We start from the raw sequence: 16,330 nt of genomic DNA on the forward strand, positions 1-16,330 counted from the left end.
GTTTGAATTTTCATAGATAAAGTGAAAGCACTAGTTAAGTGCAACACGCTCATTACTATTTACTATATTTAGAGGTGAGTTAACTAGTGCTAATATATAATTTATTCATTTTGTAATATATTTTGTGTATCAGTAATAATTTGCGACATCAGTTGTGAAGCTGCAATAGATTGTGCTAACCGTGGAGTTTGTCCACTCCATAGATGTGTCATTTCTGCATCACCTAATTGAGCCGCCTTTTTTCGTATAGCATTGGTTAATTCATTTTGAATTGGATATGCTGGTATTTCATCATCATAACGTTGCATATTATGAATAAATTCATTATCAATACCTCGTGCCGGTTTTCCACTAAATGCTTTAGTAATGACAGTGTCAGTTTCAGCACTGTTAAATATAGCATTTTTCAACAAATCATTGGCATTACTTTCAATACAAGTTAAAAATGCTGTTCCCATCTGTACCGCTTCTGCACCTAATATCAAACTTGCTACAACTCCTCGCGCATCCATGATACCACCTGCAGCGATAACCGGAATAGTCACATTGTCTACAATTTGAGGCACAAGTGACATGGTACCTACTAAAGCACCATATTGGCCAGACGTTTGCAAGAACGAACCTCTATGCCCTCCTGCCTCACTGCCTTGAGCTACTACCATATCAAGACCCGCACGTTCATTTTCGATTGCTTCTTCTACAGACGTCGCAGTACCTACCACAGTTATATTATGACGATGTAGTTTATCGATAAGATCTTTTTCTGGCACGCCAAACGTAAACGTCACAATAGGTACCGATTGCGCAATTACAATTTCGATTGCTGATTCAAATTGTGTTTGTTCTTGAATGTTCAGTACTGGTTCTTCTAAATTAAATGCTCTACGATACGGCTTTAGCCACGCATTCATATGCATAACTTGTTCAGTGACGACTTCTTGATTTCCGGGTACAAAAAGATTTACAGCAAAAGGTCTTGAAGTTAGCATTTTAACTTCTTGGATGTGTTGTTCTAATTGTTCAGCGTTAAAATAACCTGCACCAATGATTCCTAAACCACCTGAGTTACTAACTGCAGCTACAAGCTCAGGTGATGTGCTGCCAGCCATACCTGCTTGGAAAATTGGATATTTTATCTTTAATTGATTCGTTACACTTGAAGTTAAATTCATTTTCAACACCTCTTATGTATTAGAATTATGAGAGGATTGCTTTCTATTTAATGACACCTTTTCCTCTTCTTCTTCATCCATTTCATCTTCAATATCCATTCCTAACATTTCTTCAATTAAATCTTCATGTGAGACGATACCATCAGTCCCACCGTATTCGTCTAAAACAACAGCTAAGTGTTTACGTGTCACTGTCATTTTTCTTAATGCCCATTCTGCTTTGTTATGTTCATTGACAAACAGTGGAACAGAAATATAATCTGTAATTTGTTTCTGTTGTTCTTGGCTCCAAGCTAATAAATATTTTGAATGGAAAATACCTATAATGTTATCAATATCTTCATCATACACCGGATACCGAGTAAATGGATTAGAGATAACTGTTTCGTATGCTTCTTGATATGTAGTTTCTTTAGAAAATGCTGTGACGTTAATACGCGGTGTGGTGTTAACATCATTAATTTTTAATTGTTCAAAATCCATTACGCCTTGCAATCGTTTACTTTCCATTTCGTTAAATGCGCCTTCACTACCTGCAATTGTTACCATTTGTCTAATTTCTTCTTTTGAATAACGTTGAGAACTTTCTTCATTTTTAGTTAATGCATGATGAATACTATCTGTTATCCCGTTTAAAATCATTGTTAATGGTTTAAAAATAAAAATACATATTTGTAATGGTATATAACTTAATTTAGCAATTTGATATGGAATTGACGCTGCAATTGACTTAGGAATAACTTCACCTATAAACAACACGATTACGATAGCAATGATAATTGCCCACACAATATGTATATCGTGCTTTTCTGCATAGATTGTCGCTAATATCGGAATTAATATATTCGCTATAGTATTGCCTATTAAAGTTGTGGTAATAAAATTACTTGGCTTTTGTAGTAAGTCTAATAATTTTTGAGCTTGCTTATCCCCTTGCTTTGCTTCTTCAGTTAATCTAATTCTATTAATTGCGGAGAGCGCTGTTTCACTACTCGAAAAAAAGAAAGATATAATTAATAGAATGGCTATGGTTATTGCTATAATCACACTGCATATCCCCTTATTGTTAATGTCATATTAAAATTAATATTCCCATGTTTATAAAACATGAAACGCAACATAGTTAATAATATATCGTTGTATATTAATTAAAAAAGCACGAGTTCATACACATATTCGATATCATTTAACAGTAAATGGTATCAACATGGTATCACTCGTGCTTGTAGTCAAATCAAAATCATATTGGCATGGTGATAGTTATTATCCGATACTACCTTCCATTTCGAATTTGATTAGACGATTCATTTCTACCGCATATTCCATTGGTAGCTCTTTTGTAAATGGCTCAATGAAGCCCATAACAATCATTTCAGTAGCTTCTTCTTCAGAAATACCACGACTCATTAAGTAGAACAATTGCTCTTCAGAAACTTTTGAAACTTTTGCTTCATGTTCTAATGAAATGTTGTCATTAAATACTTCGTTATATGGAATTGTATCTGATGTTGATTCGTTATCTAAAATTAAAGTGTCACATTCAATGTTTGAACGTGCGCCTTTTGCTTTTCTACCGAAGTGTACAATACCACGGTATACAACTTTACCACCATCTTTTGAAATTGATTTAGATACAATCGTTGATGATGTATTTGGCGCTTTATGAATCATTTTCGCACCAGCATCTTGGACTTGTCCTTTACCTGCGAATGCAATAGATAAAGTACTACCTTTAGCACCTTCACCCATTAAGACACAGTTTGGATATTTCATAGTTAACTTAGATCCTAAGTTACCGTCAACCCATTCCATGTTACCATTTTCGTGCACTAAAGTACGTTTTGTAACTAAGTTATATACGTTATTCGCCCAGTTTTGAATTGTTGTATAACGTACGTGTGCGTCTTTGTGTACAATAATTTCAACTACAGCTGAGTGTAATGAACTTGTTGAGTACACTGGCGCAGTACAACCTTCAACATAGTTTACTGATGCACCTTCATCTGCAATGATCAATGTACGTTCGAATTGTCCCATGTTTTCAGAGTTAATACGGAAATAAGCTTGTAATGGCGTATCTAATTTAATGTTTTTAGGAACATAAATAAATGAGCCACCTGACCATACAGCTGAGTTTAACGCTGCGAACTTATTATCTGCTGCTGGAACTACAGATGCAAAGTACTCTTTAAATAACTCTTCATTTTCTCTTAATGCGCTGTCTGTATCTTTAAAGATAATGCCTTTATCTTCTAATTCTTTTTCCATATTGTGGTATACTACTTCAGATTCATATTGAGCAGAAACACCAGCTAAATATTTTTGTTCTGCTTCTGGGATACCTAGTTTATCAAATGTACGTTTGATTTCTTCAGGTACTTCGTCCCAAGAACGTTCAGTATTTTCTGATGGTTTTACGTAATACGTAATATCATCAAAGTCTAATTCTGATAAATCTCCACCCCATTGTGGCATTGGCATTTTATAGAATAGTTTCAATGCTTTTAATCTGAAATTAAGCATCCATTCTGGTTCTTCTTTCATGTTTGAAATTTCTTTAACAATATTTTCTGTTAAACCACGTTCTGATCTAAAAATGGACACGTCTTCATCATGGAAACCATATTTATAATCTCCTAAATCAGGTGCTTTTTTAGCCATTTCAATCACTCCTTATATATATTTAAAACTGCTATACGCGCAATATTTTATTTTGTATTCCATCGGATGATTGTCTGAGTTGAACTAGCTAAGACTATAATCAACTAATTATAGAAAATAATAATTTCTATATTACAACTGCTGTTAGTTACAGTCTGAATGGAATATTACACTTTGTCAACGCATTAGATTACTTTAATCTTCAGTTTTGCCTTCTTTTTCTACTGTGCCTTTTTCTAACGCTTTCCACGCTAATGTTGCACATTTAATGCGCGCTGGGAATTGCGAAACACCTTGTAACGCTTCAATATCTCCCATATCTTCAGTGATTTTATAATCTTCACCTAACATCATTTTAGTAAATTCTTGGCTCATTTGCATCGCATCTGCTAGCGTATGACCTTTTATAGATTCGGTCATCATAGATGCGCTAGACATAGATATAGAACAGCCTTCTCCATCAAATTTGGCATCTTTTATAACACTATCTTCAATATCAAACGTTAAATGGATACGATCCCCACATGTAGGATTATTCATATCTACAGTCATAGTGCCATTATCTAATTTCCCTTTATTTCTAGGGTTTTTATAATGATCCATAATTACAGAACGATATAATTGATTTAAATTGTTAAAATTCATATGAGAAAAACTCCTTCGTTTGTTTCAACGCGTTAACCAATTGATCTATATCTTCTTTTGTATTATAGATATAAAGACTTGCACGAGCAGTTGATGATTGGTCCACCCATTTCATTAATGGTTGAGCACAATGATGCCCTGCTCTTACCGCAACGCCTTCAGTGTCAACTGCTGTAGCGACATCATGTGGGTGAATGTCCGTTAAATTAAATGTAATAACACCAGCTCTACGTTCTTTTGGAGGGCCAAAAATTTCAAGACCTTCTATATTAGATAATTGATCAAAGGCATACGCTGTTAACTCTTTTTCATAGTTATGAATGGCTTCAAAACCTATGTTTTCAAGATATTTAATAGCTTCACCTAAACCGATAGCTTGTGCAATTAGTGGTGTGCCTGCTTCGAATTTTGTTGGTAAGTCAGCCCATGTAGCATCATACTTACTGACAAAATCTATCATATCGCCACCATATTCAATAGGTTCCATATTTTGCAGCAATTCACGTTTACCATATAATACGCCTATACCAGTTGGTCCTAACATCTTATGACCACTAAAACTAAAGAAATCCACGTCTAAATCTTGCATATCTAATGCAAGATGTGGTGCAGATTGTGCACCATCAACGCTAATAATAGCACCGTGTTGATGCGCAACTTCAGCTATAGCTTTAACATCATTGATCGTACCTAAGACGTTAGAAACATGTGCAATTGCTACAATTTTAGTTTTATCATTGATCGTCGCTTTTACATCTTCAATATCTAATTCACCGTCTGGAGTCATCGGGATAAATTTCAATTCTGCTTTAGTTCTTTTCGCCAATTGTTGCCACGGTACGATGTTCGCATGATGTTCCATTTCAGTGACTACTATTTCATCGCCTTCTGTCAGGTTAGCATCTCCATAACTACGTGCCACTAAATTTATAGAAGCAGTAGTACCACGCGTGAAAATAATTTCTTCAAAGTATTGGGCATTGATAAATCTTCGTACTGACTCACGTGCACTTTCATAGGCATCTGTAGCTAAAGAACCTAATGTGTGCACACCTCGGTGAACATTAGAATTATATCTTTTATAATAGTCTTCTAGTACATTGATGACTTGTATTGGTGTCTGACTTGTTGCAGTCGTATCTAAATATGCAAGACGTTTTCCATTAACTTTTTGATTTAAAATAGGAAAGTCTTTAATAATTTCTTGTACATTTAATGATTCGGTCACTTTATTCACAGACCTTTCTTAGTTAAGAATTTCTGATTCGACCTTAGTTGAGTCTTACATAACAATAACTAAATTGAATACTCTATTAAGACGAAACTGCCTCATTGAACTCATGTAAAGAGACAGTTACGTTGATTAGCATCTAAGGTTATTTATTTACTTTAAGTTCAATTACTTCACGTAATTGACGCTTAACATCTTCAATAGGTAATTCTCTTACTACTGGATCAAGGAAGCCATGTATTACTAAACGTTCTGCTTCTGTTTGTGAAATACCACGACTCATTAAGTAATATAGCTGTTCTGGGTCAACTCGACCAACAGATGCAGCGTGTCCAGCTTCTACGTCATCTTCATCAATTAATAAGATTGGGTTGGCATCTCCACGTGCATTTTCAGATAACATTAATACACGAGATTCTTGGTTAGCCATTGATTTCGTACCACCATGTTTAATATAACCAATACCATTAAAGACAGATGAAGCATTTTCACGCATAACGCCGTGTTTTAAAATATAACCATCTGTTTCTTTACCATATTGAACAATTTTTGAAGTTAAATTAATCTTTTGATCGCCAGTACCTACAACTACAGATTTTAAGGCGCTCGTTGAACGATCACCCATTAAGTTTGTAGTATTGTCGATAATTTGACTTCCTTCATTCATTAGACCTAATGCCCAATTAATTGAAGCATCTGCTTCAGTTGTACCTCTACGGATAATGTGGCCAGTGAAACCTTTATCCATATAATCAACTGAGCCATAAGTAATATTAGCATTTGCGCTTGCGATTACTTCGGAAATAATATTAATTTGATTTCCTTCGCCACTAACACCAGATAGATAGTTTTCTACATATGTTACTTCTGCACTTTGTTCTGCAACAATAATAACATGGTTGTAGAAGCTAGCATTTTCATCATCATGTAGTACTACATATTGAATAGGATGCTCAACAACAACATTTTTTGGTACGTATACAATGACCCCACCGTTAACTAATGCTGTGTGTAAAGCAGTTAAACGATGTTCGTCTACTGTTACCGCTTCAGTCATAAAGTATTGTTGTACTAATTCCGGATGATTAACTAATGCTTGTGATAAGCCTTCAACAATGACACCGTCATTACTAGCAGAATCCGATACACGTGAAAAAGCAAGTGTATTATTATGTTGGATGATCAAGTTTTCTGATTTTTCAACATCAATAATGTTTTTAACTTCTTCAGGTAATTGATCTAAGCTACTGTAGACTTCTCCTGTTGTCTCATGTTGCTTAAATGAATCAAAGTCCCATCTGTTAATTTTAGTTTTATCTGGTTTTGGCATTTCTAAAGTTTCTGTTAATTTTAACGCTTCTCTACGTAACTCTGTCATCCATGAAGGTTCATTATGGGCTTGTGAATATTCAACAAGTTGTGCTTCAGAAATGTTTAAAGTTTCAGTTGTCATACTATTTTCCTCCCATTTGATGATTCATTGATTTCATTTTAGGTATCAATTAAAACCTTAGCTCTCAAACTAGTATATCTTTTTACCTAATTGAGATTTATTCTGTCGCACCGTATTCTTCTTTAACCCACTCATAACCTTCTTCTTCTAAACGTTTAGCTAATTCAGGTCCACCGGATTTAACAATAACGCCACCATACATAACATGTACGTGATCAGGAGTAATATAATTTAATAATCTTTGATAGTGCGTAATAATTAATGAGCCAAATTGATCACCACGCATTTCATTAATACCTTTTGATACAACTTTTAATGCGTCAATATCAAGACCAGAGTCAATTTCATCTAAAATTGCAAATTTTGGTTCTAACATCATTAATTGTAAAATTTCGTTACGTTTCTTTTCACCGCCTGAAAAGCCTTCGTTTAAATAACGTTGAGCCATATCTTGGTCGATGTCTAAGAATTCCATTTCTTTATCTAATTTTTTAATAAATTGCATTAAGTTGATTTCTTGGCCTTCTTCACGTTTAGCATTAATAGCAGAACGCATAAAGTCAGCGTTTGTAACGCCAGTAATTTCTGATGGATATTGCATTGCTAGGAATAAACCTGCTTTTGCACGTTCATCAACTTCTAATTCTAATACGTTCACACCGTCTAATAATACTTCACCTTGTGTTACTTCGTAGCTTGGATGTCCCATAATCGCAGATGATAATGTTGATTTCCCAGTACCATTTGGCCCCATTACAGCATGAACTTCACCAGTGTTAATTGTTAAATTCACACCTTTTAATATTTCTTTATCTTCAATAGACACATGTAGGTCTTTAATTTCTAATGTTGATGGCATACATATTCCCTCCGTCATAAATAATATGTTTTCTTTACTAGTTTATAATAATTTTAATCTGCAGTCAAAAAACTGCAAACGCATTACACCGATTTATTATAACTTAAATACTAGGTAATATAAACCTTTTCAGGTGCTTATTTATAATAATTATTATAATACAATAATTTTTATGATCGGTTATGTTTTTATAGCAACTGATAATAAATTGTGCTTGGTTCTCAATCTCTTTTATTTATTGAATTTTCTAATAATGATGCAAATTACTTTAGTTCATTTTAACTCTATACTAATTTTTGCTATGTTAATAACATATTTTGTATAAAGAAGGGAACGAAATATGTCAAATATTAAATGGTCTAATATTTTTAAGGGGTTCGCAATGGGTACTTCTGATTTAGTCCCCGGTATTAGTGGTGGTACTATTGCTTTACTCTTAGGAATATATAATGATTTTATCCGTGCAATAAGTGGTTTGTTTTCCAAACATTTTGTAGCTAGTATTCGCTTTTTAATTCCGATTGGATTAGGTATGGTTTTAGCCATTGGTAGTTTAAGTAAATTGATTAATTACCTATTAAGTGAATTTCATATACCTACAATGTTCTTTTTCACTGGCTTAATCATTGGTATTATTCCTTTCTTATTGAAATCAGCAAACTTTAAAGCTACTTTTTCAATAAAACATTACTTACTATTAATATTAGGAATAGCAATTATACTTATTATATCGTCATTAAGTGGTGAAGAATCTGTTAACAATTCACATTTCACATTAGATTTTGGTCTTATTATTAAATATTTTCTTGCCGGAATGTGTGCCTCTAGCGCCATGCTGTTACCAGGAATTTCAGGTTCTTTTATGTTATTAGTATTCGGCGTTTATGGTACTATTATGTTTGCTATTTCTGAGTTTGTTTCATTCAATTTTGCTGCTATTCCACTCTTAATTACAGTAGGTTGTGGTGTCATTTTTGGCTTTATGTTCAGTAGTAAACTTATTCAGTCTTTACTCTCTCAACATACGATCACAACTTACGCATTAATTATCGGTTTAGTGATTGGTTCATTGTATGCGGTATTTCCTGGCATACCTACTCATGGTTTAGAATGGCTAATTTCATTAATCGTATTATGTATCGGAGTGTTTATTAGTCAAAAACTAAGCTCAGAATAATATTAATCTATCCCCTGTTGAAGTTTGCTTTAAGGTAATCTTTAACAGGGGTTTTAATTGTTTATTTTGCAACAAATAAAATTATGCTTTTTATTAGAATTGTGTCTTATTTTTTTATATAATAGTAAATCAATCTATAAAAAGATTGATCTATTATTATATTGGAGGAATTTATTAACCTTTGGGGACCTTATTTAGTTTACTTACGTTTATTTTACTGTTAGCACTTACGGCATTCTTTGTAGCTACAGAATTTGCAATTGTTAAAGTACGCACATCAAGAATCAATCAATTGGCTGAAGCTAATCATCGTCAAGCGATAGCTGCCAAAAAAGTTGTAACTCATCTCGATGAATACTTAGCAGCCTGTCAATTAGGAATTACAATTACTGCACTAGGAATCGGTATGGTTGGTGAATCTACTTTTGAATTTATCCTACATCCATTTTTCAGTTTGTTTGGTATGTCTGATACATTGATTCATGTCTTCACTTTAATTAGTGCCTTTGTTATAGCTACTTATTTACACGTAGTTATCGGTGAAATGGCACCAAAAACTATCGCAATTCAAAAAGCTGAACAAATCACATTATATATTGCAAAACCAATTATCATGTTTTACAAATTATTTTATCCATTCATATATATTCTTAACGGTTCTGCACGTATTATTTTGCGATTATTCGGAATGCAACCTGCGAAAGAAAGTGAAATTTACCATTCTGAAGAAGAATTAAAACTATTATTAAAAGAAAGTCACGATGGCGGAGAAATAACAAAAGGTGAATTGACACATATAAATAGAGCATTTGACTTTGACAATATGATCGTACAAGACGGCTATATACCTTTGTCACAAACAGCAACGTTCTCTTCAGATACACCATTGAGCGAGGCAAAAGCAATCATTAACGACTCTCATTATTCAAGATATCCTGTCTATGTCAATCAACCTGATAATATTATTGGCTATGTGCATGCTAAAGATTTATTAAACGAATCTGTGGAGTCATTATCAGAAATCACTCATGATATTTTAACAGTAGACCTATCTACCAAATGTCATACTGTGCTAGAACAAATGAAACAACTCCATGTCCACATTGCCTTAGTTAAATCATCAAACCAAATTCATGGCATTATTACTATGGAAAATATATTAGAAAATATAGTTGGCGATATTCAAGACGAACACGACCAACATTAATAAAGCTCGGGTAGCCAGGTACTTGATAGTTTAACTTACACTATAAGTATTCTGTGTTATCCGAGTTTTATTATATATAAATATAAGAATTTACAAGATTCACCCTTAGCGTTAGGGTTTTCGTGATTAATAAGACAACACAGAATTAAAGAAACCCTATATTGTTCTCCCATTTCAGCACTGCTCAATGCTACCATTATTATACAGAGCACCAAGTTTAAATTTCAAATATTGTGTTTCAAAAAATATAATGTTACTACATAAAAACTGCCTCTTAACTTATTACGTTAAGAGGCGGTTTTTAAAATTATTTTGCAGGTTCAACTGAACCATTATATTCTTTCTTAATATAGTCTTTAATATCTTTAGAATTTAAAGCATCCATTAACGCTTTAATTTTCTCATCATCTTTGTGACCTTCTTTGACCGCAATTAAATTCGTGTATGGATTATCCTCAGGTTTTTCTAAAACAATTGAATCTTTTTTAGGATCTAACTTTTGATCAATTGCAAAGTTAGAATTGATAATAACGGCATCTGCTTTTTCATTTTGATAAATTTTCGGTAGATACTCAGCTGATTGTTTATTATTAAATTTAATATCTTTTTTGTTTTCTACGATATCATCAAATTTAGCATCTTCAATTTTAACACCGTCTTTAATTTTAACTAATCCAGCATCTACAAAGAATTTTAAGAAACGACCTTCTTCTGCAGGGTTGTTAGATACATATACTGTTGCGCCCTTCGGTAAATCTTTCAAATTCTTATACTTTTTAGAATATACAGCCATTGGTTCTAAATGTACATCACCTGCTGACTCAATTTTATATTTCTTAGATTTTTTCTCAGTTTCTAAATATGGTGTATGTTGGAAATAGTTAGCGTCCAATTCGCCTTTATCTAATAATTTATTAGGTGTTGTGTAATCATTGATAGTTTTAATTTCTAAATCATAACCTTTATCTTCTAACAATGGTTTTGCCTGTTCCAAGATTTCAGCATGTGGTGACGGTGACGCACCAACAGTTATTTTTTTATCTTTACCTTCACTATTACCACAAGCTGCCAATACTACAGATAAAACTAATACAAAAGCTAAACTAAGTATTTTTTTCATGTTTTTCTCCCCATTTCATGTTATCGTTTGTCTAATTTATTTGTAGCCCAATCACCAATGAATTGAATAATGAACACAATAATTAAAATTAAAATTGTCGAAACTAAAATGACATCATTTTGATTTCGTGTAAAACCAGTTAAATATGCAAGGTTCCCTAATCCACCTGCACCTATAACACCTGCAATTGCCGTAGAACCTACTAAGGCGATTGCTGTAACTGTAATTCCTGATACTAACGCTGGCATAGCTTCAGGTAACAATACTTTTCTTACTACTGTCCATGTATTGGCACCCATTGACCACGCCGCTTCAATTACACCTTTATCAATTTCTTTAAATGCGATTTCAACTAATCTAGCATAAAATGGAGCAGAACCAATAATTAATGCTGGTAAGGCACCTGTTGGTCCACTTATTGTACCTAAAATTAAACTAGTGAACGGTATAAGTAATAATATTAAAATGATGAAAGGAATTGCTCTGAATAAATTAACGACAAAAGAGACAATGCTATAAAAAATTCTAGCTGCTTTAGCGTCACTTTTAGCTGATAAAAAGAGCAACACTCCTAAAATAATACCAAAAATAAAAGCAAAAATAGTTGCTATCACTGTCATATATAACGTTTCATAAGTTGCTACCCACACTTGTGACCATTGTACATTGGGCATCGTAATCATTTCTTGGAGGATTTCACTAAATGAACTAGTCATGACGTAACACCTCCACTGATACTTGTTGTTTTGCTAAATCACTGTTGAAATCTTCGAATTTTTCAGAATTTATATTCGGAAGATGTAACACTAAAAAGCCAATTGACCCACTTTTAGTATTTTTTATATTTGCTTCTAAAATATTTACGTCTATTTGATGCGCTCGCGTAATGTATGACACGATAGGTTCAGTAGTGTTATTACCAGTAAAATTCAATCTTACTATGTAATCATCTTTGCCAAAATGCTCTATGTCTGCAAATGCATCTTCAAAATCATCATTTAAGTCTTCTTTAACAAAGCGTTTCGTTACTTCATGTTTTGGATTTTCAAATACATTCGTCACAGATCCTTGTTCTATAACACTGCCATTTTCCATTACTGCGACTTCATCACAAATACGACGTATAACATGCATTTCATGAGTGATAATCACAATAGTTAAATTTCGCTGTTCTTTAATTTTAAGTAATAAATCTAAAATTTCATCTGTAGTCTGTGGATCTAGTGCACTTGTCGCTTCATCACATAACAACACAGTCGGTTCGTTTGCTAAAGCACGTGCAATACCAACACGTTGTTTTTGACCACCAGATAATTCAGATGGGTATGCGTCTTCTCGTCCTTTTAATCCTACTAACTCAACAAGTTCTGCAGCCCGTTGTTTTGCTTCTTGCTTCGGTACCCCAGCAATTTCTAATGGGAATGTTATATTATTTAATACAGTACGTGACCATAATAAGTTGAAGTGTTGAAATATCATACTCACTTTTTGACGTTTTTTTCTTAAATCTTTTTTAGACAATTGTCCTATATTGTCACCATCGATTGTTACGTCACCTGAAGTTGGTTGTTCTAAATTGTTAAACAGTCGAACTAATGTACTTTTGCCCGCACCTGAAAAACCAATAACTCCAAAAATTGAGCCTGATTGAATACTTAAATCAACATGATCTACCGCAAGCACATCTTGCTTTTTCGTCTTATAACGCTTGACGATTTGATTTAACTCAATCATTGTTTGTCCTCCTTGTATTGCTTATAAATTAAAAAAATGCTTTCTCATCTTAAAAGATAGAGAAAGCAATAACACCCTCTCTCATCTTTTAAAGTTCGGTCGACTTTATGTGAATTGGCACCATTTCTATACTTAGACGGTTGCCGGGCTTCATAGGGCACATCCCTCCACCTCTCTCGATAAGAGTTACATTATTTAATTATTTTTAATCCTACCACTGCACTAATGATTCGTCAATATATTATTGCAAATTTTCTAAAAGATATGGCACAGATTGAAAAGCGTAAATACGCTTTATTTCCTTATCTTTAGACATTAGTTGTAACACAGGAACCGATTGTATTTCATTGTCCTGTGAATACTCAGGGTGAAAATTCAAATCAATTTTAGTAATTGGTAATTTTAAGATTTCATTTGCGATATCTAACATTCTTTCAGATATTTTACATGTACCGCAAGTTGGTGTATAACCAAAAACTAAATGTTTATCTTTATCAAAATGTTCACGTACATTTCCTACGTGTTGTTTTGTCGTTGCATTCATGTTAATAAACTTACCCTTTCAGCTATATAATCTAGTTTAGCTTTATTGATATGCTCTTCGTCTTTAACTACAAAGCCGTTTTTTTTCAATACTTTAGCTAAATATCGTTTTGGACATCTCGCAATTTCACAATACTGTTTATCCACTCTAACATGTTTACTTTCGCTTAAATAGTGTTTAAACCATCTACGAATCTTTTCTCCCTCATCGTCTGAATCAACTAAAATTGTAACTTGTTTATCGTACAAAGATTCCACCATTTCATCAATTTTATCAATACCCATAGTTCCATGAGTACAAATAATTTCAATTGGTTCATCAATTACTTGTTTAACTCTCTTTTTATCAGATTTGCCTTCAACAATGATAACTTTATTAAGAATCGTCATGACATCCACCTTCTAAAAGTTGATAATAAACTTATACTATATTTGGTTTTTCACAAAGACACGAGGTTATAAACATATTATAATTTTGTATCAATATTGTAAAAATGGCGTCTTTACTTGTCAAATTCATTGTTACAGCATTAATTTTCCATGATTTTAAGGGTTTATTAAATTTTGGTAAACTTTAGCGCCATAGATAAGTTAAAAACTCCAAGACAGTAAATATCATGGAGTTTAAAATCACTTATTCTATTCACCAATCATTTCAGAATATTGTTCAGCTGAAAGTAGTTCATTCAATTGATCTAAATCACTAACTTCAACTTTCACCATCCAAGCTTTTTCATATGGTGATTCATTTACAAATTCAGGGCTATCTTCTAATTCTTCATTTGCTTCTACTACTTTACCAGTAACAGGTGCATACAATTCAGAGACAGTTTTTACAGATTCAACACTGCCAAAAGTATCCCCCTCTTGGATGTCATCATCAACTTCTGGTAATTCAACAAATACAATATCACCTAATTCACTTTGCGCATATTCAGTGATACCAATTGTAACCGTATTTCCTTCAACTTTTATCCATTCATGTTCTTTTGAGTATTTTAATTCACTTGGTACTGCCACGAGAATCCCCTCCTATATGATTTTACATATTTATGATGCCATATGAATGTATGACTGGCAACTGTTTGCCTTTAATAATCAAAAATTTATGTTACTTTTACACAGCATCATTAAGCGTTTTCATAAATTGATTTTGACTGCATTTTTTAAAAACTTTAGCGATCGTTATAAAGTGAAAATCTTTATAACCATGTCGCTTTATACTCTTCTTCTTTGAAACCAACAGTTGCTTTATCGCCTAGCACAGCTAGTGGTCGTTTTACTAACATACCATCAGAAGCAAGTAAATCTAGCTTTTCATCATCAGAAAGCGTCCCTATTTTATCTTTTAAACCTAATTCGCGATATTTGGCACCATGTGTATTAAACATTTTGTTAATTTCAATGCCAGTACGTTCTAAAATATCTTTAAACTCATTTTTAGTTGGTGTATGTTGAACGATGTCGATAGGTTCATAACTCACACCGTACGATTGTAAAAATTTAGCAGCTTTTTTACATGTCGTACAATTAGGATATTGGTAAAATTTAATCATGTACTGTACCTCCTATACGTTGTTATCACTAATATAGCAGAATTACGATCAAAACGCTTCAATTTTTAAGCTAAAATTTTTATTTCCCTAGTTTTTTTAGTTATAATGTAATCAATTAATAATCAAAGGAGCGTTAATATGGAAACAATTAACTCAACAAGTAATTTTGATTCAACTATAAATAGTGATCAACCTGTCATTGTAAAATTCGAAGCAGGATGGTGTCCAGATTGTAAAGCAATGGATATGTGGATTGATCCTATTGTAGAAAAATACAATAATTATAATTGGTATACAGTCAATAGAGACGAACTAGAAGATGTTGCAGCAAATAATGACGTTATGGGTATTCCAAGTCTTTTAGTCTTCAAAAATGGTGAAAAACTTGCTCACCTACATTCAGCAAATGCTAAATCACCAGAACAAGTTGAGTCATTCTTAGCTGAAACATTTCAGTAATACAAAAACTAGCACATTAATTTGATATGCTAGCTTCAAAACGTAAACAAGCCCTTCACAGTAATTTGCGAAGGGCTTGTTTACGTTTTATTTATATAGTTTTTCAAAATAGTAATGATTTATGCCGACTCCTGCGGGAATAGCACTTGCCAAGACTATAGGCTAAGACAGTGCCCGCGGAAAGCGTGCATAAAAAAACTGCCAACAAACTCAGTAGCTTTGTCGGCAGTCTGGTGAGGCTAGGACAATATTGATTTGTTCTAGTCTCTTTTCATATTGGCAGTAGCTGTCTGCATTGAAAATGCGCTTCAAACCAAGCTTTTTTCAACGCTAGTCATCCTTGCCGGGGTGGGACGATGAAATCATTTTTTCAAAATCAGATTTCTGTCCCACTCCATGTGTTATTCGAAATCTCTTTTCATATTGGCAGTAGCTGTCTGCATTGAAAATGCGCTTCAAACCAAGCTTTTTTCAACGCTAGTCAGCCTTGCCGGGGTGGGACGACGAAATCAT

Annotated in this window: 17 protein-coding genes and 1 riboswitch; of the genes, 3 read left to right on the forward strand and 14 right to left on the reverse strand. The window is 33.3% G+C overall.

Annotation, left to right across the window (positions count from 1 at the left end; all coding sequences use genetic code 11):
* Positions 1-101: 101 nt before the first annotated feature.
* The 7 genes from KA845_RS03610 to sufC all read right to left on the reverse strand — a co-directional run bounded on the left by KA845_RS03610 (position 102) and on the right by sufC (position 8,021).
* On the reverse strand, positions 102-1,172 hold the full coding sequence (locus tag KA845_RS03610; RefSeq protein ID WP_002509377.1) for an NAD(P)H-dependent flavin oxidoreductase: 1,071 nt from the start codon (positions 1,170-1,172) through the stop codon (positions 102-104).
* A gap of 12 nt (positions 1,173-1,184) precedes the next feature.
* The gene (locus KA845_RS03615; protein WP_031266507.1) at positions 1,185-2,213 is read right to left on the reverse strand and encodes a hemolysin family protein; all 1,029 of its coding nucleotides are present in this window, start codon (positions 2,211-2,213) and stop codon (positions 1,185-1,187) included.
* Between the two features lie 222 nt (positions 2,214-2,435).
* Positions 2,436-3,833 (reverse strand): Fe-S cluster assembly protein SufB, encoded by a 1,398-nt coding sequence (gene sufB / locus KA845_RS03620; RefSeq protein WP_002509379.1) that lies wholly within the window; start codon positions 3,831-3,833, stop codon positions 2,436-2,438.
* A 195-nt stretch (positions 3,834-4,028) separates the two neighbouring features.
* Positions 4,029-4,478 (reverse strand): Fe-S cluster assembly sulfur transfer protein SufU, encoded by a 450-nt coding sequence (gene sufU / locus KA845_RS03625; RefSeq protein ID WP_002509380.1) that lies wholly within the window; start codon positions 4,476-4,478, stop codon positions 4,029-4,031.
* A complete protein-coding gene (locus KA845_RS03630; RefSeq protein ID WP_021458896.1) occupies positions 4,468-5,715 on the reverse strand; it encodes a cysteine desulfurase in 1,248 nt (415 codons plus the stop codon). Before KA845_RS03630 ends, sufU begins: the two co-directional genes overlap by 11 nt.
* Positions 5,716-5,854: 139 nt before the next feature.
* Positions 5,855-7,162, reverse strand: coding sequence for a Fe-S cluster assembly protein SufD (gene sufD / locus KA845_RS03635; RefSeq protein WP_210127790.1), 1,308 nt, complete (start codon positions 7,160-7,162; stop codon positions 5,855-5,857).
* A gap of 97 nt (positions 7,163-7,259) precedes the next feature.
* Positions 7,260-8,021: a Fe-S cluster assembly ATPase SufC gene (gene sufC, locus KA845_RS03640; protein WP_002509383.1), complete on the reverse strand. Its 762-nt coding sequence runs from the start codon at positions 8,019-8,021 to the stop codon at positions 7,260-7,262.
* Between the two features lie 340 nt (positions 8,022-8,361).
* On the opposite strand from sufC, the gene popT reads away from it, so the two are divergent.
* A complete protein-coding gene (popT, locus tag KA845_RS03645; protein ID WP_210127791.1) occupies positions 8,362-9,198 on the forward strand; it encodes a polyprenyl-phosphate transporter PopT in 837 nt (278 codons plus the stop codon).
* A gap of 181 nt (positions 9,199-9,379) precedes the next feature.
* Complete coding sequence (locus KA845_RS03650) at positions 9,380-10,405, forward strand: hemolysin family protein (protein ID WP_002509385.1); 1,026 nt, start codon at positions 9,380-9,382, stop codon at positions 10,403-10,405.
* A 307-nt stretch (positions 10,406-10,712) separates the two neighbouring features.
* Here the strand turns inward: KA845_RS03650 and KA845_RS03655 are convergent, their stop codons facing one another.
* From KA845_RS03655 to KA845_RS03685, 7 genes are all read right to left on the reverse strand, one after another.
* Entirely contained in the window at positions 10,713-11,525 is an 813-nt protein-coding gene (locus KA845_RS03655) for a MetQ/NlpA family ABC transporter substrate-binding protein (protein ID WP_002509386.1), read from the reverse strand.
* 20 nt (positions 11,526-11,545) lie between these two features.
* Complete coding sequence (locus KA845_RS03660; RefSeq protein WP_002509387.1) at positions 11,546-12,241, reverse strand: methionine ABC transporter permease; 696 nt, start codon at positions 12,239-12,241, stop codon at positions 11,546-11,548.
* The gene (locus KA845_RS03665) at positions 12,234-13,259 is read right to left on the reverse strand and encodes a methionine ABC transporter ATP-binding protein (protein ID WP_002509388.1); all 1,026 of its coding nucleotides are present in this window, start codon (positions 13,257-13,259) and stop codon (positions 12,234-12,236) included. The genes KA845_RS03660 and KA845_RS03665 overlap by 8 nt, the downstream gene beginning before the upstream one ends.
* A gap of 78 nt (positions 13,260-13,337) precedes the next feature.
* Positions 13,338-13,445, reverse strand: a riboswitch (SAM riboswitch).
* Between the two features lie 55 nt (positions 13,446-13,500).
* Positions 13,501-13,803 (reverse strand): thioredoxin family protein, encoded by a 303-nt coding sequence (locus KA845_RS03670; RefSeq protein WP_210127792.1) that lies wholly within the window; start codon positions 13,801-13,803, stop codon positions 13,501-13,503.
* On the reverse strand, positions 13,800-14,192 hold the full coding sequence (locus KA845_RS03675) for a toprim domain-containing protein (protein WP_002509390.1): 393 nt from the start codon (positions 14,190-14,192) through the stop codon (positions 13,800-13,802). The genes KA845_RS03670 and KA845_RS03675 overlap by 4 nt, the downstream gene beginning before the upstream one ends.
* A 249-nt stretch (positions 14,193-14,441) precedes the next feature.
* Positions 14,442-14,822, reverse strand: coding sequence for a glycine cleavage system protein GcvH (gene gcvH, locus KA845_RS03680; RefSeq protein WP_002509391.1), 381 nt, complete (start codon positions 14,820-14,822; stop codon positions 14,442-14,444).
* Between the two features lie 182 nt (positions 14,823-15,004).
* Entirely contained in the window at positions 15,005-15,358 is a 354-nt protein-coding gene (locus KA845_RS03685; protein ID WP_002509392.1) for an arsenate reductase family protein, read from the reverse strand.
* Positions 15,359-15,496: 138 nt separating this feature from the next.
* On the opposite strand from KA845_RS03685, the gene KA845_RS03690 reads away from it, so the two are divergent.
* Positions 15,497-15,817, forward strand: coding sequence for a thioredoxin family protein (locus KA845_RS03690; protein ID WP_002509393.1), 321 nt, complete (start codon positions 15,497-15,499; stop codon positions 15,815-15,817).
* Positions 15,818-16,330 lie beyond the last annotated feature (513 nt).

Source organism: Staphylococcus sp. GDX8P114P-2 (assembly GCF_017892945.1).
Lineage (GTDB): Bacteria > Bacillota > Bacilli > Staphylococcales > Staphylococcaceae > Staphylococcus > Staphylococcus arlettae.